This is a genomic window from Arthrobacter sp. TmtSoilC51, from assembly GCF_055388015.1.
This window is the reverse complement of record NZ_AP035877.1, coordinates 3,899,041-3,917,593: the sequence shown is the minus strand read 5'-3', so window position 1 is coordinate 3,917,593 and position 18,553 is coordinate 3,899,041. Positions and strand designations below refer to the sequence as shown.

Annotated in this window: 18 protein-coding genes and 1 tRNA gene; 9 read left to right on the top strand and 10 right to left on the bottom strand. The window is 62.2% G+C overall.

The window, feature by feature from the left end:
• The first annotated feature begins 48 nt into the window (after positions 1-48).
• The 5 genes from ACZ5G6_RS17935 to ACZ5G6_RS17915 all read left to right on the top strand — a co-directional run bounded on the left by ACZ5G6_RS17935 (position 49) and on the right by ACZ5G6_RS17915 (position 6,264).
• Complete coding sequence (locus ACZ5G6_RS17935; RefSeq protein ID WP_223934164.1) at positions 49-1,392, top strand: GAF domain-containing protein; 1,344 nt, start codon at positions 49-51, stop codon at positions 1,390-1,392.
• Positions 1,393-1,502: 110 nt separating this feature from the next.
• Positions 1,503-3,026, top strand: a complete 1,524-nt coding sequence (gene exaC, locus ACZ5G6_RS17930) for an acetaldehyde dehydrogenase ExaC (protein WP_498686983.1) — start codon at positions 1,503-1,505, stop codon at positions 3,024-3,026.
• Positions 3,027-3,082: 56 nt separating this feature from the next.
• Positions 3,083-4,105, top strand: a complete 1,023-nt coding sequence (gene adhP, locus ACZ5G6_RS17925) for an alcohol dehydrogenase AdhP (RefSeq protein ID WP_223934160.1) — start codon at positions 3,083-3,085, stop codon at positions 4,103-4,105.
• 11 nt (positions 4,106-4,116) lie between these two features.
• Complete coding sequence (locus ACZ5G6_RS17920) at positions 4,117-4,551, top strand: DUF779 domain-containing protein (RefSeq protein ID WP_223937629.1); 435 nt, start codon at positions 4,117-4,119, stop codon at positions 4,549-4,551.
• 156 nt (positions 4,552-4,707) lie between these two features.
• On the top strand, positions 4,708-6,264 hold the full coding sequence (locus ACZ5G6_RS17915; RefSeq protein ID WP_498686981.1) for an amino acid permease: 1,557 nt from the start codon (positions 4,708-4,710) through the stop codon (positions 6,262-6,264).
• Between the two features lie 139 nt (positions 6,265-6,403).
• Here the strand turns inward: ACZ5G6_RS17915 and ACZ5G6_RS17910 are convergent, their stop codons facing one another.
• The 4 genes from ACZ5G6_RS17910 to ACZ5G6_RS17895 all read right to left on the bottom strand — a co-directional run bounded on the left by ACZ5G6_RS17910 (position 6,404) and on the right by ACZ5G6_RS17895 (position 9,970).
• Positions 6,404-7,039, bottom strand: a complete 636-nt coding sequence (locus ACZ5G6_RS17910) for a DUF2461 domain-containing protein (RefSeq protein WP_223934156.1) — start codon at positions 7,037-7,039, stop codon at positions 6,404-6,406.
• 130 nt (positions 7,040-7,169) lie between these two features.
• The gene (locus ACZ5G6_RS17905) at positions 7,170-8,651 is read right to left on the bottom strand and encodes a catalase (protein ID WP_223934154.1); all 1,482 of its coding nucleotides are present in this window, start codon (positions 8,649-8,651) and stop codon (positions 7,170-7,172) included.
• 14 nt (positions 8,652-8,665) lie between these two features.
• Complete coding sequence (locus ACZ5G6_RS17900) at positions 8,666-9,145, bottom strand: Fur family transcriptional regulator (RefSeq protein ID WP_223934152.1); 480 nt, start codon at positions 9,143-9,145, stop codon at positions 8,666-8,668.
• Between the two features lie 30 nt (positions 9,146-9,175).
• Positions 9,176-9,970, bottom strand: coding sequence for a hypothetical protein (locus ACZ5G6_RS17895; protein ID WP_498686976.1), 795 nt, complete (start codon positions 9,968-9,970; stop codon positions 9,176-9,178).
• 107 nt (positions 9,971-10,077) lie between these two features.
• Here ACZ5G6_RS17895 and ACZ5G6_RS17890 point away from each other — a divergent pair, with 107 nt between their 5' ends.
• Positions 10,078-11,349, top strand: a complete 1,272-nt coding sequence (locus tag ACZ5G6_RS17890) for an MFS transporter (protein ID WP_223934149.1) — start codon at positions 10,078-10,080, stop codon at positions 11,347-11,349.
• 127 nt (positions 11,350-11,476) lie between these two features.
• Positions 11,477-12,346 carry a zinc metalloprotease HtpX gene (gene htpX, locus ACZ5G6_RS17885; protein ID WP_223934147.1) on the top strand — a complete coding sequence of 290 codons (870 nt, stop codon included), beginning with the start codon at positions 11,477-11,479 and terminating at the stop codon, positions 12,344-12,346.
• A gap of 97 nt (positions 12,347-12,443) precedes the next feature.
• Here the strand turns inward: htpX and efeB are convergent, their stop codons facing one another.
• From efeB to ACZ5G6_RS17865, 4 genes are all read right to left on the bottom strand, one after another.
• Complete coding sequence (efeB, locus tag ACZ5G6_RS17880; RefSeq protein ID WP_498686973.1) at positions 12,444-13,883, bottom strand: iron uptake transporter deferrochelatase/peroxidase subunit; 1,440 nt, start codon at positions 13,881-13,883, stop codon at positions 12,444-12,446.
• Positions 13,880-15,073 carry an iron uptake system protein EfeO gene (gene efeO, locus ACZ5G6_RS17875; RefSeq protein ID WP_498686971.1) on the bottom strand — a complete coding sequence of 398 codons (1,194 nt, stop codon included), beginning with the start codon at positions 15,071-15,073 and terminating at the stop codon, positions 13,880-13,882. The genes efeB and efeO overlap by 4 nt, the downstream gene beginning before the upstream one ends.
• Positions 15,074-15,190: 117 nt before the next feature.
• Positions 15,191-16,051, bottom strand: coding sequence for an iron uptake transporter permease EfeU (gene efeU, locus ACZ5G6_RS17870; protein WP_498686968.1), 861 nt, complete (start codon positions 16,049-16,051; stop codon positions 15,191-15,193).
• A gap of 210 nt (positions 16,052-16,261) precedes the next feature.
• Complete coding sequence (locus tag ACZ5G6_RS17865; protein WP_133202449.1) at positions 16,262-16,753, bottom strand: YajQ family cyclic di-GMP-binding protein; 492 nt, start codon at positions 16,751-16,753, stop codon at positions 16,262-16,264.
• Between the two features lie 179 nt (positions 16,754-16,932).
• On the opposite strand from ACZ5G6_RS17865, the gene ACZ5G6_RS17860 reads away from it, so the two are divergent.
• Positions 16,933-17,199, top strand: coding sequence for a hypothetical protein (locus ACZ5G6_RS17860; protein ID WP_223934141.1), 267 nt, complete (start codon positions 16,933-16,935; stop codon positions 17,197-17,199).
• A gap of 127 nt (positions 17,200-17,326) precedes the next feature.
• Positions 17,327-17,408, top strand: a tRNA-Tyr gene (locus tag ACZ5G6_RS17855).
• Here ACZ5G6_RS17855 and ACZ5G6_RS17850 read toward each other — a convergent pair.
• Together ACZ5G6_RS17850 and ACZ5G6_RS17845 are read right to left on the bottom strand one after the other, a co-directional pair.
• On the bottom strand, positions 17,399-18,229 hold the full coding sequence (locus tag ACZ5G6_RS17850; protein ID WP_498686966.1) for a potassium channel family protein: 831 nt from the start codon (positions 18,227-18,229) through the stop codon (positions 17,399-17,401). The genes ACZ5G6_RS17855 and ACZ5G6_RS17850 overlap by 10 nt on opposite strands.
• Positions 18,230-18,275: 46 nt before the next feature.
• Complete coding sequence (locus tag ACZ5G6_RS17845; protein ID WP_223934137.1) at positions 18,276-18,497, bottom strand: hypothetical protein; 222 nt, start codon at positions 18,495-18,497, stop codon at positions 18,276-18,278.
• Between the last annotated feature and the right edge of the window lie 56 nt (positions 18,498-18,553).

Here is an 18,553-nt window from a genome sequence, read left to right as displayed (position 1 = left end):
GTGCCGCATCGGTAATGTGCCGGACGCTCGGTGCATCAGGGGAGTTCGATGAGGAATCCAATCCATCCGTCAGTTCCAGGCAGCGAGGCCCGGGGACTTGTGCAGAAGCGCGCCCTGATCAGCCATGAACAACTGGATACCCTGCGGGCCGGATCTCCGGGGGAAATCCCGGGCCTGCGGCGTTTGGTCCGCGAGTCCTGGCAGCGTTCGGCCAGCCTCCAGGCCAATCCCGATGTTCCGGAAGCGCCGCTCGCGATGGACCGCGACGAGCTGGAGGACTACCGCAGGCAACACCCGCTGGCTGCAATCATGCCGGTCATCAGGAAATTGCTGGTCCAGCCAAGCCATGACAGTGGGCTGTTGGTGGCGGTGGGGGACGACGTCGGGCGGCTTTTGTGGGTAGATGGCGATCCCGTCATGCAGCGCAGGGCCGAAGGCATGATGTTTGTTGCGGGCGCCGATTGGTCCGAAGCCTCTGTGGGGACCAGCGCGCCTGGGACGGCGCTGGCCCTGGACCGCAGCATCCAGATCTCAGGCGCTGAGCACTTCAAGAGATCGGTTCACCCGTGGAGTTGTACCGCTGTTCCTTTCCATGATCCGGATTCCGGTGCCGTGCTGGGCGTCGTGGACATCACTGGAACGGAGACTGCGGTGGCCCCGCATACGGTATCCCTGGTGGAAGCAACCGTTGCGGCTGCGCAGGCGCAGTTGCGCATTGAACGCCTCCAGCTTGCCGCCGCTGTCCGGGAGAAACCACGACGCCGGAGTTCAGCTTCCGCTTCGGGCCGCACTCTGTATCGGAACAGCCTGCAGTTGCTGGGGCGCGATCAAGCGCTCCTTAGTATCGATGGCCGGACGGTTTCCTTGTCGGCCCGGCACAGCGAAATCCTGGCTATCCTTTGCAGCCAACCGGCCGGCCTCAGCGCAGATGATCTCTGCGCCCAGCTATACCCCGGAGATGGCTCGGCCGTGACCCTGCGCGCGGAAATGGTGCGCCTGCGCAAGGTGCTACATGAGCTCAGCCCGGGGGCCGTTCCCGAATCGCGGCCATACCGGTTGCCCGTCGAGTTGCTTCCCGATTCCGGTCAAGTGCTCAACTGCCTGCAGCGGGGTGCCCATCGGATTGCCTTGGAGATCTACAAAGGAGCAGTCCTGCCGCGCTCGGAGGCGCCAGGCGTCGTGGAGTTGCGTGAGCGGGTTTCGCATCTGTTGCGGGAAGCGCTGCTCAGCGACGGCAGCGTTGATTCGCTCCTGAAGTACGCTGAGCTGCCCGAAGCGAAGTACGACGTCGAACTCCGCCTTGCTGTCCTGAAGCTGCTGCCGCCGCGCTCACCCAAGCGCGCCGCCGTCGTGGCCGATCTTGAACGGCTCGAGAGCGAACTGACAGCCTGAACCTACGCGCGTGAGCTGAATCACATGGTTGCAACGTAGCTGCAACCTGCCCGCTCCTAGGCTCGAATCAATGGCGACAGCCACCGTGATTCGCAGCAAAGGAGCTAGCAATGACCGTTTATGCACAGCCGGGCGCCGAGGGTTCGAAGGTTACATTCAAGGACCGGTACGAGAACTGGATTGGCGGGGAATGGGTTGCTCCCGTCAAGGGCGCCTACTTCGAAAACATCACGCCCGTCACAGGCAAAGCTTTCTGCGAGGTTGCCCGCGGCACGTCCGGGGACATCGAACTGGCCCTCGACGCCGCGCACAAGGTCGCGCCATCCTGGGGTAAGACGTCAGCGGCAGAACGAGCCGCGATTCTGAACAAGATCGCAGACCGCATAGACGAGAACGTGGAACTGCTCGCCGTTGCCGAGACGTGGGACAACGGCAAGCCCGTCCGGGAGACCCTCAACGCGGACATTCCGTTGGCGGCCGATCACTTCCGCTACTTCGCTTCGGCTGTCCGTGCCCAGGAAGGCCACCTTTCGCAGCTTGATGACGACACCACCGCCTACCACTTCAAGGAACCGCTGGGCGTGGTTGGCCAGATCATCCCTTGGAACTTCCCCATCCTCATGGCCGTGTGGAAGCTGGCCCCCGCGCTCGCCGCCGGTAACGCGGTGGTGCTCAAGCCCGCCGAACAGACACCGACGTCGATACTGGTGCTCATGGAATTGATCGGGGACCTGCTGCCGGCGGGCGTAGTGAACGTCGTCAACGGTTTCGGCGTCGAAGCCGGAAAGCCGTTGGCATCCAGTCCCCGCATCCGCAAGATCGCCTTCACTGGTGAGACCACCACGGGCCGGCTTATCAGCCAATATGCGTCCAACAACCTCATTCCGGTCACGTTGGAACTTGGCGGCAAAAGCCCCAACATCTTCTTCGACGACGTCGCGGCCCAGGATGACGCTTTCTACGACAAAGCACAGGAGGGCTTCACGCTGTTTGCCTTCAACCAGGGTGAGGTCTGCACCTGTCCGTCACGTGCCTTGGTCCAGGAGGGCATCTACGAGTCCTTCATGGCAGACGTTGTAGCCCGAACCAACAAGATCATCCAGGGCAACCCGCTGGACACGGAAACCCAGATCGGTGCCCAGGCTTCCAACGACCAACTGGAGAAGATCCTCTCCTACATCGACATTGGGAAGCAGGAGGGCGCCAAAGTCCTCACCGGGGGCGCGCGGGCTGAACTGTCCGGTGACTTGGCCGGCGGCTACTACGTGCAGCCCACCATTTTCGAAGGCCACAACCGGATGCGGATTTTCCAGGAGGAGATCTTCGGGCCTGTGGTCTCTGTGACCAGGTTCAGCGACTACAACGACGCCATCGGCATCGCCAATGACACCTTGTACGGCCTGGGTGCCGGCGTATGGTCGCGCAACGGAAATGTCGCCTACCGCGCGGGCAGGGAAATCCAGGCCGGCCGCGTGTGGGTCAACAATTACCACGCCTACCCGGCCGGTGCCGCCTTTGGTGGCTACAAGTCCTCAGGAATTGGCCGTGAAAACCACGCCATGATGCTGGACCACTACCAGCAGACCAAGAACCTCCTGGTCAGCTACAACGAGAACAAGCTCGGCTTCTTCTAAATCCGCCCTGTTCATCGATCAATTCCGTCCTGTTCATCGATCAAAGGAGATCGTCAATGTCTACAACCATGCAAGCTGCAGTAGTTACGGAGTTCGGAACCGACCTTAAAGTCATGGACGTGGAAAGGCCGACGCCGGGTCCCGGCCAAGCGCTGGTCCGCCTGATCACGTCGGGGGTATGCCATACCGACCTGCACGCGGCCGAGGGTGATTGGCCGGTCAAACCTACACCTCCGTTCGTACCTGGACACGAGGGAGTGGGTGAAGTAGTGGCCCTTGGCGAGGGTGTAACTGACGTTGCCATCGGGGACCTTGTTGGCAACGCCTGGCTGTGGTCTGCCTGCGGAGATTGCCAGTACTGCCGCACTGGATGGGAGACCCTGTGCGAGTCCCAGCAGAACGGTGGCTACAGCGTGGATGGCTCATTCGGCGAGTACATGTTGGTGGATACGCGTTTTGCAGCGCGCATCCCGGAGGGCTCCGATCCTGTGGAGGTTGCTCCGGTACTGTGCGCCGGAGTCACCGTCTACAAGGGCTTGAAGATGACCGAAGCCAGGCCGGGTCAGTGGGTCACCATCTCCGGAATCGGCGGACTGGGACACATTGCCGTCCAGTACGCGGTGGCCATGGGGCTGCGTGTGGCGGCCGTGGATATTGCCGACGACAAGCTGGCGTTGGCCAAGGAGCACGGCGCTGAGCTGACGGTCAACGCACTGCATGAGGATCCAGCAGAGGTCATCCAGCGCGAAACCGGCGGCTGCCATGGCGTCCTGGTCACGGCGGTGCACCCCTCTGCTTTCGGGCAGGCCATCGGCATGGCCCGGCGCGGCGGAACAATCGTCTTCAACGGCCTTCCTCCTGGTGACTTCCCGGCCCCGATCTTCGAGATCGTCCTGAAGGGACTCACCGTGCGGGGATCGATTGTGGGCACGCGCCAGGACCTTGAAGAGGCTCTGGAGTTCTATGCGCAGGGCAAAATCAAGCCAACGGTTTCCACGAGAGAGCTCTCCGAAGTCAATGCAGTCTTTGACGAGATGAAGCACGCCAAGATCGACGGCCGAGTGGTTCTGAAGTTCTGATGTCCCAGAACATGTCCCAGGACATCCTGGAGGCTTCGGTGACGCTGCCCGGGGAGGACTTCTCCCGGGTGGCGCTCACCGGAGCATCCGTGGAATTGCTGCGCAAACTCTGGGAGCAGCATGGGCCGCTCATGTTTCACCAATCCGGTGGGTGCTGCGACGGCTCCGCCCCCATGTGCTACCCGGCGGGGGAGTTTCTCACCGGTGATTCGGATGTCCTCCTCGGCAGGTTCGATATCAGCGCAGGCTTCGGAACCGGACCCGGCCAGGATCCAAAGCCTCTCGAGTTCTGGATGTCCAGGGAACAGTTCGCTTACTGGTCGCACACCTATCTCACCGTCGACGTGGTTCCCGGCCGGGGAAGCGGCTTCTCTGTAGAGTCCCCCGAGGGGAAGCGTTTCCTGATCCGCTCCACCATCATGGACTGGGACGTTCCGGAGGTTTAGTGGTGTGACGGGGGCTACTCGCCTCCGTCACACCAGTCACATCAGTAACGTGGACTCGGGGACCGTCTCACTATCTGGGATAAATATGGTCGTCCACTGACCGGACACTATTCTTGATGAGTCCTATACCACCCCCCTCCAGAATGTGGCATTTTTATGAACATTTTCAGGACCAAGTCGATCGAGCAGTCGATCGCCGACGCCGACGAGCCCGGGCGCAAGCTGAAGCGAAGCCTCAGTACCTGGGACCTGATGATCATGGGTGTCGCCGTCGCTGTCGGTGCCGGTATCTTCTCCGTTGGCGCCAAGGCTGCTGCAAACTTTGCCGGCCCTGCCGTCACCATCTCCTTTGCCATCGCAGCTGTCACGTGTGCCTTGGCCATCATGTGCTACGCCGAATTCGCCACGGCAATTCCCGTGGCAGGCTCGGCCTACGTTTTTACATACGCCACCATGGGCGAGGTACTCGCGTGGATCATTGGATGGAACCTCATCCTCGAACTCTTCACTGCTGCTGCGGTAATCGCGAAGTACTGGGGCATCTACCTCAGCAAAGTCTTCGCCCTGATGGGCCTGGACATCCCGCCAGCGCTCAGCCTGGGCGGCGTTGACCTCTATTGGGGCGCCTTCCTCATTGTCGCTATCTTCACCGTGTTGCTGGTGCTGGGGACGAAGTTGTCCGCCCGCGTTGGCAACATCTTCACCTTGATCAAGATCGCAGTAGTGCTGTTCGTGATCGTCGTGGGCTTCAGCTATGTGAAGTTCTCCAACTACACACCGTTCATCCCCGCGTCCGAGCCCACTACCGGAACGGGTGCCGCTGATGTCATGAAGCAGTCCTTCTTCGGCTTCCTGACCGGTGCTGTTCCTGCCCAGTACGGCACCTTGGGTATCTTCGCTGGTGCTGCCCTCGTCTTCTTCGCGTTCATTGGCTTTGACGTGGTTGCAACCTCCGCGGAGGAGGTCAAGAACCCGCAGAAGACACTGCCGCGCGGTATCTTCGGTGGCCTGGCAGTGGTGACGCTGCTCTACATCCTGGTCTCCCTTGCGTTGACCGGCATGGTCTCCTACACCCAGCTGGCTGAGGAAAAGAACCCCACGTTGACCACGGCTTTCGAGGCCGTAGGCAACAACGATGCCGCCAAGGTCATTGCGTTCGGGTCCCTGGTGGGCCTGACCACGGTGATCATGGTGCTGCTCATGGGCCTTTCCCGCGTGGTGTTGGCCATGAGCCGCGACGGGTTGCTGCCGCGGTCTCTGTCAAAGACCAGCGCGAAGCGCTCCACTCCTGCACGCCTGCAGATCATTTGTGGTGCAGCAGTGGCCCTGGTGGCCGGGTTGACCAACGTGGATCTCCTCGAGGAAATGATCAACATCGGCACGTTGTCCGCCTTCGTGATGGTCAGCCTGGGCATTTTGGTCCTGCGCAAGAAGCGTCCGGACCTCAAGCCCGCCTTCCGGGTGCCGTTCGGCAAAGTCCTGCCCTGGGTGTCCGCGATCCTGTGCATCTACCTCATGACCAACCTGGCAGTCGAGACCTGGATCTTCTTCGCGATCTGGCTGGTCATCGGCATGGTCATCTACTTCTCCTACGGGCAGCGCCACTCGCGGCTCAACGAGAAGTTCGCCTCAGCCAAGGCAGCTGTCAACGGCGGCCCCGCAACCGCGGCGATCAAGGGCGACGAGGACGAGGACTCCTTCACCAAGGTCTAAACCAATCCCAGCTGCTTGTCAGACAGCTGGCTTGAATCACCACTGAAAGCGCTCGGGAACATTGCTTCCCGGGCGCTTTTGGCATTCCGGGGGCGTCGGTTTAAGGCAGGGGGCGCTACCCGGTGAAAGCGATCATCGCTTATGGCGCTGCATGCTTCCCAACCCAGTCCACCAAGGGCCTCAGCACTTCCCAGCGATCAGCGATCTCCTGCTTTGCTGATGGTGTGGAGAGCCATTCAGGCTCACCAACCTCAACCCCTGCAGACAAGGACTTGTGCTTCAGGAGCTCGGCGCGTGGGTGATCTTTGTCGAAGCCCCGCGGAACGGTCTTGAGCTTCTCGCCTTGGATGGCGAAACCCGCTGCGGCAACTGAGTCCACAATCTGCTGCAATTCCCCTCCGCTGTCAGGAGCGTCCACAGCAGCGCGGAAGCGTGCCAATTGCGGGGGAGTATATGAATGGCAGCCGCCACCGATCAAGAGACCATCGGCACTGACTTGGAGGTAGAAGCCGAGGCCTTCCTGTGACGCTGCGAAGGCCCCCTGGGCCGTTTTGTAGGGCGACTTGTCCTGGGAGAACCTGATGTCCCTGTTCGGCCGGAAGATTTTCGCAGGCCCGAACTCAGGCTCCAGCTCCGAAAGGAGGGCCACCAGCGGCTCCTTGACGGCGGCGTCGTAGATGTCTTTGTGCTCCAACCACCACTCGCGGTTGTTGTGCTCTTCCAGTTCCTCATAGAAACGGAAAGCTGCGGACGGAATTCCTTCGAATGTGCTCATGGAAGGATCCTATGGACCACGGCACCAGCGCAGCCAGAGCCCGGCCCGCCTATGTGGAAAACAAGAAAGAACACCCCGCCGCGGAGATCCGCAGCGGGGTGTTCCCGGCAATTCTTTGCTACTCAGAACCTTAGAGCTTGTTGGCTGCTTCGGCGTCGGAGGAGGTCTGGCCGGCACCGAGGTTGGCGCGCAGCTTGGCGCCGAGTTCGGCGTCAACGTTGGTCCAGTACTGGATGGCGCGTTCCTTGATGTCGGCGCTCTTCACGCCGCCAACGGCACCGGTGATGGTGTCCAGCAGGCGTGCCTTGGCGGCGTCGTCGTAGACCTCGCGGTACAAGGTACCGGCCTGGCCGAAGTCGCTGTCCTCGGAGTGGAGGGTGTGTGCGGAAAGCGTGAGCTCGCCGTCGTTCTCCCAGCCGCCGGCCGGGGAAGCCGGCTCAACAGCAGCCGGGCCACCAACGGAGTTCGGTGCGTAGACCGGGGTGGTGGGGGCGTTGAACAGGTAACGTCCGGCGCCGTCCTGGCTGTAGTTGTTGACCTGGTTCTTGGGCTGGTTCACCGGGATCTGGGCGTGGTTGGTACCCACGCGGTAGCGGTGTGCATCGGCGTAGGAGAAGATGCGGGCCTGCAGCATCTTGTCCGGCGAGGCGGCGATACCCGGTACGAAGTTCGACGGCGCGAAGGTGGCCTGCTCGATCTGCGCGAAGTAGTTCTCCGGGTTCTTGTTCAGCTCCATGGTGCCCACGTGGATCAGCGGGTAGTCCGCGTGCGGCCAAACCTTGGTGAGGTCGAACGGGTTGAAGCGGTAGGTCTTGGCGTCTTCGTACGGCATGACCTGGACGTGCAGTTCCCAGGAGGGGAAGTTGCCGGCTTCGATGTTCTCGGAGAGGTCGCGGATGTAGAAGTCTGCATCCGAGCCTGCCAGCTGCTCAGCCTGGTCGCCCGTGATGGTCTTGACGCCCTGGTTGGACTTGAAGTGGTACTTGACCCAGAAGCGCTCACCGGCGGCGTTGATCCACTGGTAGGTGTGCGAGCCGTAGCCCTGCATTTCGCGCCAGGAAGCCGGGAGGCCACGATCGCCCATGAGCCAGGTGACCTGGTGTGCGGACTCGGGGGAGAGGGTCCAGAAGTCCCACTGCATGTCAGCGTCACGCAGGTGGGTACCCGGGAGGCGCTTCTGGGAGTGGATGAAGTCCGGGAACTTGATGCCGTCGCGGATGAAGAACACCGGGGTGTTGTTGCCCACGAGGTCGTAGTTGCCCTCGGAGGTGTAGAACTTCACGGCGAAACCGCGGGGGTCGCGCCACGTGTCAGGAGAACCATTCTCGCCGGCAACGGAGGAGAAACGGATCAGCATGTCCGTCTCGACGCCCGGCTGCAGGAACGCGGCCTTGGTGTAGGCCGAGACGTCCGAGGTGGTCTTGAACGTACCGAAAGCGCCGCCACCCTTGGCGTGCACTACACGCTCCGGGACCCGCTCGCGGTTGAACTGGGCAAGCTTTTCCACCAGGTAGTGGTCGGTCAGGATGATGGCACCGTCGGCGCCGACGGACTTGGAGTGCGCGTCGGAAGTAACGGGGGCACCTGACTGGGTTGTCGAAATAGCAGTCATTGTTCTCCTTGTTCTTATTTTTGAGTTACGGACGTTGGTTCGGGGAGCTGTTGTTTTGCCTGGCAGTCCTGGCAGATGCCTTGATACAGGACGTCTGCGATCTGGATAGTCATTGGCTTGGAATTTTCATCCCAGTGCGGGGTGAGGCACGGTGCGTGACCCACGGCGCAGTCCACGTCTTCCACTCGACCGCAACTGATGCAGACGGCGTGGTGGTGGTTATCGCCTACCCGGGTTTCATAGAGCGCCGGGGAGTGCGGGGGTTCAAAGCGGCGCAGCATCTGCAAATCCGTGAGGTCGCTTAGCACTACATAAACGGACTGCGCTGTCAGTTCAGGAAGCTCTTTGCGGGCAGCGGCAAGGATGCCTTCTGCCGGGGAGTGCGGATGGTGCTGGACCGCGGCAAGCACTGCCAGCCGCTGTTTTGTCACGCGCCTGCCGTGGGCATGCAGCGCAGAGGCCCATGCTTGCTGGTCGGCTGTGTGATCGGTCATGCTCTTATTGAAACACTTATTTTGATCAGTTCACAATAAGGTGAGGCTAACTTCAGGCAAATTAAGTACCTCCACCATCGGATTGGCTTCTTCCGCAGCAGATCGACCTACCGCGTGGATGCGGAGGCGTGGGTCCAGGTTCCCGCCTTCCACGGCCACGCAGCTAAAACCACTGAGTCCACTGGCCAGCGGCAGCGCACCCAATGCGGCACCTACAGCGACGAGTTCTCCGGGAAGGACCTGGGAAATCGAAGCCGCCCCACTGGCAGGCTCGATCACGCGGTGGTGGCGGGCTGCGTCAATTGTCGCAACCAGCGGAAGCGGCACCTGCGCGGGTACGACGCCGGACGCCGCCTCAGGTGCGGATCCCACCTGCCCAGTGGGTGCTTTCGGGATACCGGCCGAAGCAACCCGCAGTGATTCCCGGATCCGTGCATCGACGATGTCCAGGCTGTCCTCAGGCACCGCAACGCGATGGTGGGCCGGCAACCTCAGCTGGCGTCCCGGCGTCGTGGTTTCCGCCTCCCAACGCCCGAAAAGGTGGAACGTTGGCGTCGAAGACTCAGCCACCGGCTCGCCGATAGCCGAACCCAAAGGGTGCCATCGGTGGGCGAACATCACGGCGCACCTCTTCGCGCCCAGGACGTTGTCCAACGCAACCCGCGCGAGGTTGTGGCAGAACAACCAATCAACCGCCGAGGATTCCGTAAATTCCGTGGACGGGTCCGAGAGGCGGATCAGAATGTGCCCGGCAGTCAGCGGGTGACGCGGCCTGGCAATTTCCCAGATGACCGAGCGGAACAGCAATCGTCGCGACAAGACCATGTGGACTCCTTCCCCCGGGTGAGCCTACCAACCAGCGCGTTACGGCGGGAGACGCACCATCGAAGCCATGCGGGCAACGACGTCCCCGGGGTGGTTAGGGTGGCTGGGTGGCGAAACTACTGGCAGACATCACTCCGCTCAAGGAGAGTCCGGCCTTCCGGCGGCTCTGGCTCGGAGCCTCGGTGGCTGCCATTGGCACCCAGCTCACGTTGGTGGCCGTCAGCCTGGAGGTCTACCGCCTGACACAGGAGAGCTTCTACGTAGGCCTCCTGGGCATCTTTGCGCTGGTGCCCCTGGTGATCGCAGGACTGTACGGTGGCTCGGTTTCGGACGCCTATGACCGCCGCAAAGTAGCCCTGATCGCATCGCTGGTGCTGTGGGCCACCACCGCAGGCCTGGCCCTGCAGGCCTGGCTGGAAATCGGCAACGTCTGGATACTGTACGTGTTGGTCGCCATCCAAAGTGGCGCACAGGGCATCAACGGTCCGGCCCGCAGCGCCATCATTCCGCTCCTGGTCCGCAAGGACCTGCTCCCCGCGGCGAACGCTTTGAGCATGCTGACGTTCGGCCTGTCCATGACTGCCGGGCCACTGCTGGCCGGTGTCCTGGTGGCCACGATCGGTTTCGGTTGGACCTACACGATCGATGTCGTCAGCTTCACTTTTGCCCTGTGGGGCCTTGCCAAACTCCCGCCGTTGCCACCGTCCAAGGATGCCGTCCGGCCCGGGCTCCGCTCCGTTGTGGAGGGCTTCCGGTTCCTTGGCACGCGACCCAATGTCCGCATGACTTTCATCATTGACCTCATTGCCATGATCTGCGCCCAACCCCGCGCCCTGATGCCTGCAATTGGGGCGGTCATGATTGGAGGCGGAGAGACGACGGTGGGTCTGCTGCTGGCATCCACCGCCGTGGGCGCCTTCCTGGCCGGACTGTTTTCGGGTCCCCTCGGCAGGGTGAGGCGGCAGGGCAGCGCAGTGGTGTGGTCCGTAGTCGGGTGGGGTGCCTCGATCGCAGGCTTTGGCCTGGTGGTGTTGCTGGCTGGAGATTCGGGCCGCGAGGGCGTCACGCCATGGCTCCTTCCTGCTGCCCTGTGCTGTGCGCTGGCTGGGATCTCCGACTCTGTCAGCGCGGTCTTCCGCACCACAATCCTGCAGTCCGCCACGCCGGATCACCTGCGCGGAAGGCTGCAAGGCGTGTTCATTGTGGTGGTGGCAGGAGGTCCTCGAGTGGGGGACATGCTGGCCGGCGGTGTCACACAATTCCTCAGCGAAGGCGGAGTGCTGCTCATTGGCGGGATCGCATGCATCGTGTTGGCCTGGCTGGCCTCCTGCCTGCAGCCGGGCTTCGTCGCGTACGATGCGAAGCATCCGGTGCCGTAACCCACGGGCAGGCAGCGGGCAGTGCCGATTCCAGCTCAAGGTGCGGCAGCTACGGAACACGGCGACCGCCGTCGGCGTTAATCCGTACAAGACCTCTGATAGAGCCAATGAAACTGAAAGAACAACCGTGCACAAACACAACAATGGACTCAAGACCGCGGCACTCTTCGGTGTGCTGTGGGCGGTGCTGTTGGGTTTGGGCGCCATTATCGGGGCCGGAACGCGGAGCAACACGCCCATCTGGATCTTTGCCCTGATCGGGGTAGCCACCACCGCCTACGGATACTGGAACAGCGACAAGATCGCCATCCGCTCCATGGCCGCATATCCGGTCACCGAAGCGCAGGCCCCGCAGTTGTACCAGATTGTCCGGGAGCTTTCCGTTCGCGCCAACAAGCCCATGCCGCGGATCTACCTCTCGCCCACCATGACGCCCAACGCTTTCGCTACAGGCCGCAGTCCCAAGAACGCCGCGGTCTGCTGTACGGAGGGAATCCTGCACGTCCTTGATGCCCGCGAACTGCGGGGTGTCCTGGGCCATGAGCTCATGCACGTGTACAACCGTGACATCCTGACATCGTCCGTGGCGGCCGCCGTTGCCGGCGTGATCACGTCCGTGGGGCAGATGCTGTTGTTCTTCGGCGGCGGGGACCGGCGCAACGCCAACCCGATCGCAATGATCGCCATGGCATTGCTGGCACCGTTCGCGGCCTCGCTGATCCAGATGGCGATCTCCCGCACCCGTGAGTACGACGCCGATGAGGACGGCGCGGAGCTGACCGGCGATCCGTTGGCGCTCGCTTCAGCTCTGCGCAAGATCGAGTCGGGTGTATCCCAGCTTCCTCTTCCACAGGATCAAAGGTTGGTGAATACCTCTCACCTCATGATCGCGAATCCGTTCCGCGGTGGCGGGATGCGGCGCCTGTTCTCTACCCACCCGCCCATGAAGGAACGGATCACCAGGCTTGAGCGGATGGCTGGCCGCCCGCTTTCCTAATTCCCAAAAACGTCGTGAACCCGCTATTCCGTGGTTGGCCAACAACGGAATAGCGGGTTTCCGACGCAACAAGGAATCAGCGCAATAGGGAATCAGCCTAAGCGAACAATCCCTCGCCAATAAAGCCACCCTGCTGGACGCCCGGAGGCACGGCAAACAGTCCCGAACCTGTGTGTTTGAGGTATTCCACGGACAACGTATCGCCCTTGGCCAGCGCCATCTGCATGGGAACGTAATGGGTCCGCGGATCCTTGACGAAAGCGATGAAGAACAGCCCCGCGTCCAGATGCCCGAGTCCGTCTGAGCCGTCCGTGAAGTTGTAGCCGCGGCGAAGCATCCGGACACCCCCATTCTGGTCGGGATGGGTCAGCCGGACGTGCGAGTCCAAGGGAATGAGTGGATCACCGTTGCGACCCGCGAGCTTGAAATCGGGCGCCGTGAATTCTTCGCCACCGGACAACGGAGCTCCCACGCCCTTCGTTCGGCCGATCAGGCCTTCCTGCTCGCGCAGGGACGTCCGGTCCCAGATCTCGATGTGCATCTGGATCCTGCGCGCCACAAGATAACTGCCGCCGCTCATCCACTGCTCATTTGATGAACCTCCGGAACCTACCCAGACATGCTCGTCGAGGAGTGCCCTGTCCTCAACCTTGAGGTTGTTGGTGCCGTCCTTGAAGCCAAAGAGGTTGCGGGGCGTCACCTGTGCACGGGAAGTGGAGGACGTGCGGCCAAAGCCCAATTGGGACCAGCGAACCCGCACCTTTCCGAATCCGATACGCGCAAGGTTACGGATGGCGTGTACGGCCACTTGGGGGTCGTCGGCGCATGCCTGGACCACGATGTCGCCTCCGGTGCGGCCAGGTTGAAGGTCATCGCCCGGGAAATGCGGGAGGTCGATCAAGGCTTCGGGCCTGCGACCTTCCAAACCAAAGCGCACCTTGCCATTCTTCTCAAACAGCCCTGCGCCGAAACCGAAGGTCAACGTCAACTGTGCGGCGGCCAGGTCCAGCGCCTCACCGGTGTCTTCCGGCGGGGCATCGTAGGGACCGTCGACGGCGCCAGTCGCCCCCGTCGTGCGGCCCGCCGTCATGGCCTCAGCCGCAGCAGTCCAGTCCTTCAGGAGCTTGATCAGCTCTTTCCGGTCCTCCGTGGTGACATCGAAGGCAGCCATGTGAAGGCGGTCCTGGGCCGGGGTGGTGATGCCGGCCTGGTGCTCGCCGAAAAAGGGAACAACAGCACCCCCCGCGTCGGATTCCGCAGCCGCTGCAGCGCCAGCCGTTACCAGGTCATGGCCCAGGAAACCTGCGGCGAGGCCGGCGACTGCGCCGGCGCCGCCCACTCCGGCAAGGGAAAGAAGACCCCGGCGGGACAGCCGGGAGGTATCAGCGGCAGTTGCCGGGCCGCCGTCGGGCGTCGCCGTGGAACGTACGACGCCGGTCGCCTCGCCTGGGCGGGCGGCATCGTTCACATTCACTGGCTGTCCGGCAGCTGGAGCTTCGGGGGCTTCGCCGGTGTGCCCGTAGGGGCAGCCGCTCACAGCACGACGGCCGAGGTGAGCTTGGACAGTGGTTCGCCCAAGGAATCGACCAGCGCGGCGAGTTGCTGGATCTGATCCTGGCTCAGCTCGTTGTAGTAGGAGAAGCCATCGCCCTTGGCGTGCTTCTTGAGCTCGGCCTGGAGGGCTGCGAACTTCGCGTCCAAGGACTTGGCGAGCTCGGCGTCCTTTTGCTCCAACGCCGGCTTCAAGCTCTCGAAGGCGATGCGGGCGCCATCCACGTTGGCCTGGAAATCCCAGAGGTCGGTGTGGGACCAGATCTCTTCCTCACCCGTCACCTTGCCGGTAGCAACCTCGTCGAGGAGTTCCTTGGCACCGTTGCCCAGCTTGTCCGCAGTCAATTCCACCGTGCGGGTACGCGTTGCGAGGTCCGCGGTGTCTGCAACCAGCTGAGTGGAAAGCGCGCCACGTTCGGCTGCGGTCATGGCCGTGTAGTCCGCAGGCGGGAACAAGTCCTTCTCTGCGCGGTGCCAGCCAGTCCATTCCTGGCCTGGCTCGAGATCGGCCTCGCGTGCGTCCAGCTTGGGATCGAGATCGCCAAACGACTCGGCTACGGGCTCGATCCGTTCCCAGTGCATTCGGGTTGCGGCATACAGTTCGCGTGCCTTGGCGGCGTCGCCGGCTGCGAAGGCGTCTGCAAAGGCCTTGGTGCCCGTGACGAGTTGCTCCGTTTGGTCCTTGACGTACGCGGAGTATTGCTGGGAGCCCGTCGCAAGGAGCTTTTGGAAGTCAGCGTCTGCGCTTGGCTTGTTTCCGGATTCAGTGACCTCAAATGAGGCCCGGATGCCATCGCCCTGCATGCCCGGCTTGCAAGCGGTGTTGTACTTGCCGGCAGGAGCTGTGACCACCAGGTTCCGGGTAATTCCGGGTCCGATATTCTCCACTTCACCGATGATCCGCAAACCGTCCTCGGCCAGCAGGTAGAACTCGGTGACCTCAGTACCGTCGTTCTTCACGGCAAACGTCAGGTTGCCGCTGGGCACAGTGCTTGTGGAGACCTTGCATTCGTTGGCCGTGCTGCTGACCTGGATGGGCCCATCTGTTGCAACGGTGGTTTTCGTATTGTCGGTGCAGCCCACCAGAACCATGGGGACCGCTGCGGCCGCACCGATGACGGCGAGGGTCCTGCGGAGCTTGGGGGACGTGGGGTTGGACAGGAACTTGCCAGGCATGGGGGTCCTTTGCGTTGGGGGAAGGCGCGTTGTGCGAGGGCTGCGCGCGAGTTGGGGCGGCGTGTTTGAGGCCGCAGGTTCTTACGGTTGAACGGGTTCTTACGGTTGAACGGGTTCTTACGGTTGAACGGCGACTGCCGGGTTCGGGACTGAAGTCTTCGCTTTTGCCGCCGGAGGATTGGAACGGTTGGCCCGGATGTACAGGAACAGGACCGGAATGACATACAGCAGCCAGGCTGCTGCTTCCAGCCAAGTGGTGGCCGGGGAGAAGTTCAGCGTGCCCTTCAGCAAGGTCCCGTACCAGGACGACGGCGGGACGGCGGCTGAGACGTCGAAGGCCAAGCTATGCAGGCCGGGCATGATGCCGGCCTCCTGGAGATCGTGGATGCCATAGGCCAGGACGCCGGCGGCGATGATGATGAGCCCTACGCCCGTCCAGGTGAAGAATCGCCCCAGGTTCACTTTGAGGACGCCGCGGTGCAGCAGGTATCCAAGCCCGGCAGCCGTCAGGAGGCCGAGCAGGGCACCAAGAAGGGGGAACGTGGTTTCTCCGGTGGCTTGGGCTGCCGCCCAGATGAAGAGTGCGGTCTCCAGTCCTTCGCGGCCCACGGCCAGTGCTGCAACCAGCGCAAGGCCCCAGGCGGCGCCGTCGGCTGCTTTGTCCACGTGGGACCTGAGGTCGCTTCCGAGGTTGCGTGCAGTGCGCGCCATCCAGAAGACCATCCAGGTCACGAGGCCCACGGCAACAATGGACAGCCCTCCGCCGATCGCTTCCTGGGCCTCGAAGGTGAGGCCTCGTGGCCCGAACGTAAGCAGGGCACCGAAGGCGAGGGAGATGGCAATGGCCAGCCCGACGCCGGCCCAGAGCCGGGGGAGCAGGGACTTCCTGCCGGTCTTGATGAGGTAGGCCATCAGGAGGACCACGACGAGCGATGCCTCAAGGCCTTCGCGAAGGCCGATCAGGAAGTTGGCGGTCATGTGGGTTTCTTTCACTCAGGGGAGCCATACTTAGGCTTGCCTAAGGAAGAAGAATACTGCCACTGGACGATTACGCAAAAAGTTTGTGCCCTAATAGGCGAGCCCATTACGACACTCGATGTAGTGAGGGCAGTAAAAAGCCGGGGTGCCGCGCCTTTGGCAGGCGCCGCACCCCGGCTTTCATGACGCTGGCATTGCAGCCAAGGCAGCCTAACTGCGGAAGTTCACGAACTGCAGGTCTGCCTCTTCGAACTTCTTGAGGATGTTCATGGTTTCCTGCAGGTCGTCACGGGACTTGGACGTGACGCGGAGTTCGTCGCCCTGGATCTGGGACTTGACGGACTTGGGTGCTTCGTCGCGGATGATCTTGTTGATCTTCTTGGCGATGTCCTGCGCGATGCCCTCCTTGATGCTGCACTCCAGCCGGAATTCCTTGCCGGAGGGGTAGGGCTCGCCCTGGTCCAGGGACTTCAATGAGATGCCCCGCTTGATGAGCTTGGACTGGAAGACGTCCAGGACGGCGAGGACGCGATCCTCCGAGTTGGCCTTCATGAGGATCTTTTCGCCGCTGAAGTCGATCTCTGCGCCGACGCCCTTGAAGTCGTACCGCTGTGCGATTTCCTTCTGCGACTGGTTGAGCGCATTGGCGACCTCTTGCTTGTCTACCTTGCTGACGACGTCGAATGTTGATTCGCCTGCCATGACTCTCCTTAGGTTGGGGGCCCGGTAAGGGCGGTTTGTCTGCCATCCAGCCTAGTACGGAAGGGCCGTGATGGGGCCGTGGATGCGTTTCACAGTTCGCTCACAGCACATGCTTGGTTGGAACCGAGGTGGATGTTTAAGAGTTGTACCAGTTGGAAGAGCACACCCCGGAGGTAAGCATGAGCCACAAGGCCGTCCAGTACGTCACCAAATCCGCATCCGCGGCAGCTGGGTCAATCGGTACGGCAGCGGCCGCCGCGGCAAGTGCCGTGGCTGCGGTGACCGTGGCTGCGTCGATCGTCCTGAGCCCGGTGCCGGATGCGGCCTCGCGCATGGACGGTGTGCACGCGGATTTGCAGCGCGCGGTGGAGCTCAACCAAATCACGGCTGAGCAGGCCGAGAAGTTCGAGGCGAAACTGGCCGGTCGGATCCTCGGCGAGGCCTGAAATGCGGGCCATTCCGGCGCGTCCGCCCTCGATTAGATTCTTGGCGAGAAGTTCTGTAAGGTTGTCTCTGCCTTCGGTTACCGGATCGAAAGAAACGGTCTCCGGAAGTGATCTTCTTTTGAAGTTCGGCAGATTACCCGAGCGGCCAAAGGGGGCTGACTGTAAATCAGCTGGCAACGCCTACGGGGGTTCGAATCCCTCATCTGCCACCCAATGGGAAATCCCCGGAACCATCAGGTTCCGGGGATTTTTCGCGCTCTGGCTCTGTGTTCATGCGGAGGTCCGCGCTCTTCCGCAGTTCCGCAACCTCGAGCCGCAGGGCTGCAATTTCAGCGACCAGGTCAGCCAGCTCAGCACGGACCGGTTCTTCGGCGGCTGCTGCTTTGTCTTCCACCGCCGCAGCAACTTCCTCCGCGTTTTCCTCGATTCGTTGCACCAGCCACGAGGCAATAGAAGCCGTCACAATACCCAGGACCGCAATCCCGCTCATCATGAGTGCCGCCGCCACGATCCTGCCGATGGGGGTAACGGGGTAGAGGTCGCCATAGCCAACGGTGGTGATCGTGGTGATGGCCCACCAAGCGGCGTCTCCAAACGTCAGGATCTTCGCATCCGGCGCATTCTGCTCCACGTCAAGGACTGCCAGGGCGCCGATGAGCACAAGCATGGCGGCTGAGCCGGCCACGTAGGTGGCAACGCGTCCGCGAAGGGTCTCTCCCACGGTGCGTTGTAGTACGGACAGGAGCGTGACGAGCCGAAGGAGCCGGAGTGGCCGGAAGAAGGGGAGCACCACGATGAGGAGTTCGTGGAGATTCCAGATAAACCAGCGCCGCCGATCCTCGGCCAGCCACAGGTTGGCGACGTAGTCCACAGCGAAGATCCCCCAGGTAATCCAGAGGATTATTTCGAAAGGGAGGGCAGCGGCGCCGTCCACGCGTCCGATAACCTGCCAGGCATATGCAGTGAGGAATATCAGTGCAGTCGCCATGAGGGGCCATTCGACGAGGTCCCGGTATCGCGCTTGAGTCATACGGGAATACTAGCCACGGCTGCAACCCCGGCCGCGGAAGATCGGATCAGGCCGCGGGAGTCTCCAGCCAGTAGCCGTCCAAGTGGTGCACGAGCTGCCGGCCCAAACCGCCTTTGAGTTGTACCCACAGTGTGCTGTGGTCTTCGGTCATGCCATCGATGGTTCCTTCGATGCAGTTGCCGCGGGCGTCCCGGAGCACAACGTCCTGGTGCCGGGCGAGGTCGGGCCAGACGTCGGCGTGCGGCTTGGTGCTTTGCAGAGTGCTCAAAGGGATCTCCCTGGGTGTGAGTCGGTGTTTCCGGGTTTCAGATATTGTGCACGGGA

What these genes read in the sequence shown, in the direction of transcription:
- ACZ5G6_RS17935 (WP_223934164.1), top strand. Translation starts at nt 49, where the DNA reads ATGAGGAATCCAATCCATCCGTCAGTTCCAGGCAGCGAGGCCCGGGGA.
- exaC (WP_498686983.1), top strand. Translation starts at nt 1,503, where the DNA reads ATGACCGTTTATGCACAGCCGGGCGCCGAGGGTTCGAAGGTTACATTC.
- adhP (WP_223934160.1), top strand. Translation starts at nt 3,083, where the DNA reads ATGTCTACAACCATGCAAGCTGCAGTAGTTACGGAGTTCGGAACCGAC.
- ACZ5G6_RS17920 (WP_223937629.1), top strand. Translation starts at nt 4,117, where the DNA reads ATGTCCCAGGACATCCTGGAGGCTTCGGTGACGCTGCCCGGGGAGGAC.
- ACZ5G6_RS17915 (WP_498686981.1), top strand. Translation starts at nt 4,708, where the DNA reads ATGAACATTTTCAGGACCAAGTCGATCGAGCAGTCGATCGCCGACGCC.
- ACZ5G6_RS17910 (WP_223934156.1), bottom strand. Translation starts at nt 7,039, where the DNA reads ATGAGCACATTCGAAGGAATTCCGTCCGCAGCTTTCCGTTTCTATGAG.
- ACZ5G6_RS17905 (WP_223934154.1), bottom strand. Translation starts at nt 8,651, where the DNA reads ATGACTGCTATTTCGACAACCCAGTCAGGTGCCCCCGTTACTTCCGAC.
- ACZ5G6_RS17900 (WP_223934152.1), bottom strand. Translation starts at nt 9,145, where the DNA reads ATGACCGATCACACAGCCGACCAGCAAGCATGGGCCTCTGCGCTGCAT.
- ACZ5G6_RS17895 (WP_498686976.1), bottom strand. Translation starts at nt 9,970, where the DNA reads ATGGTCTTGTCGCGACGATTGCTGTTCCGCTCGGTCATCTGGGAAATT.
- efeO (WP_498686971.1), bottom strand. Translation starts at nt 15,073, where the DNA reads ATGCCTGGCAAGTTCCTGTCCAACCCCACGTCCCCCAAGCTCCGCAGG.
- efeU (WP_498686968.1), bottom strand. Translation starts at nt 16,051, where the DNA reads ATGACCGCCAACTTCCTGATCGGCCTTCGCGAAGGCCTTGAGGCATCG.
- ACZ5G6_RS17865 (WP_133202449.1), bottom strand. Translation starts at nt 16,753, where the DNA reads ATGGCAGGCGAATCAACATTCGACGTCGTCAGCAAGGTAGACAAGCAA.
- ACZ5G6_RS17860 (WP_223934141.1), top strand. Translation starts at nt 16,933, where the DNA reads ATGAGCCACAAGGCCGTCCAGTACGTCACCAAATCCGCATCCGCGGCA.
- ACZ5G6_RS17850 (WP_498686966.1), bottom strand. Translation starts at nt 18,229, where the DNA reads ATGACTCAAGCGCGATACCGGGACCTCGTCGAATGGCCCCTCATGGCG.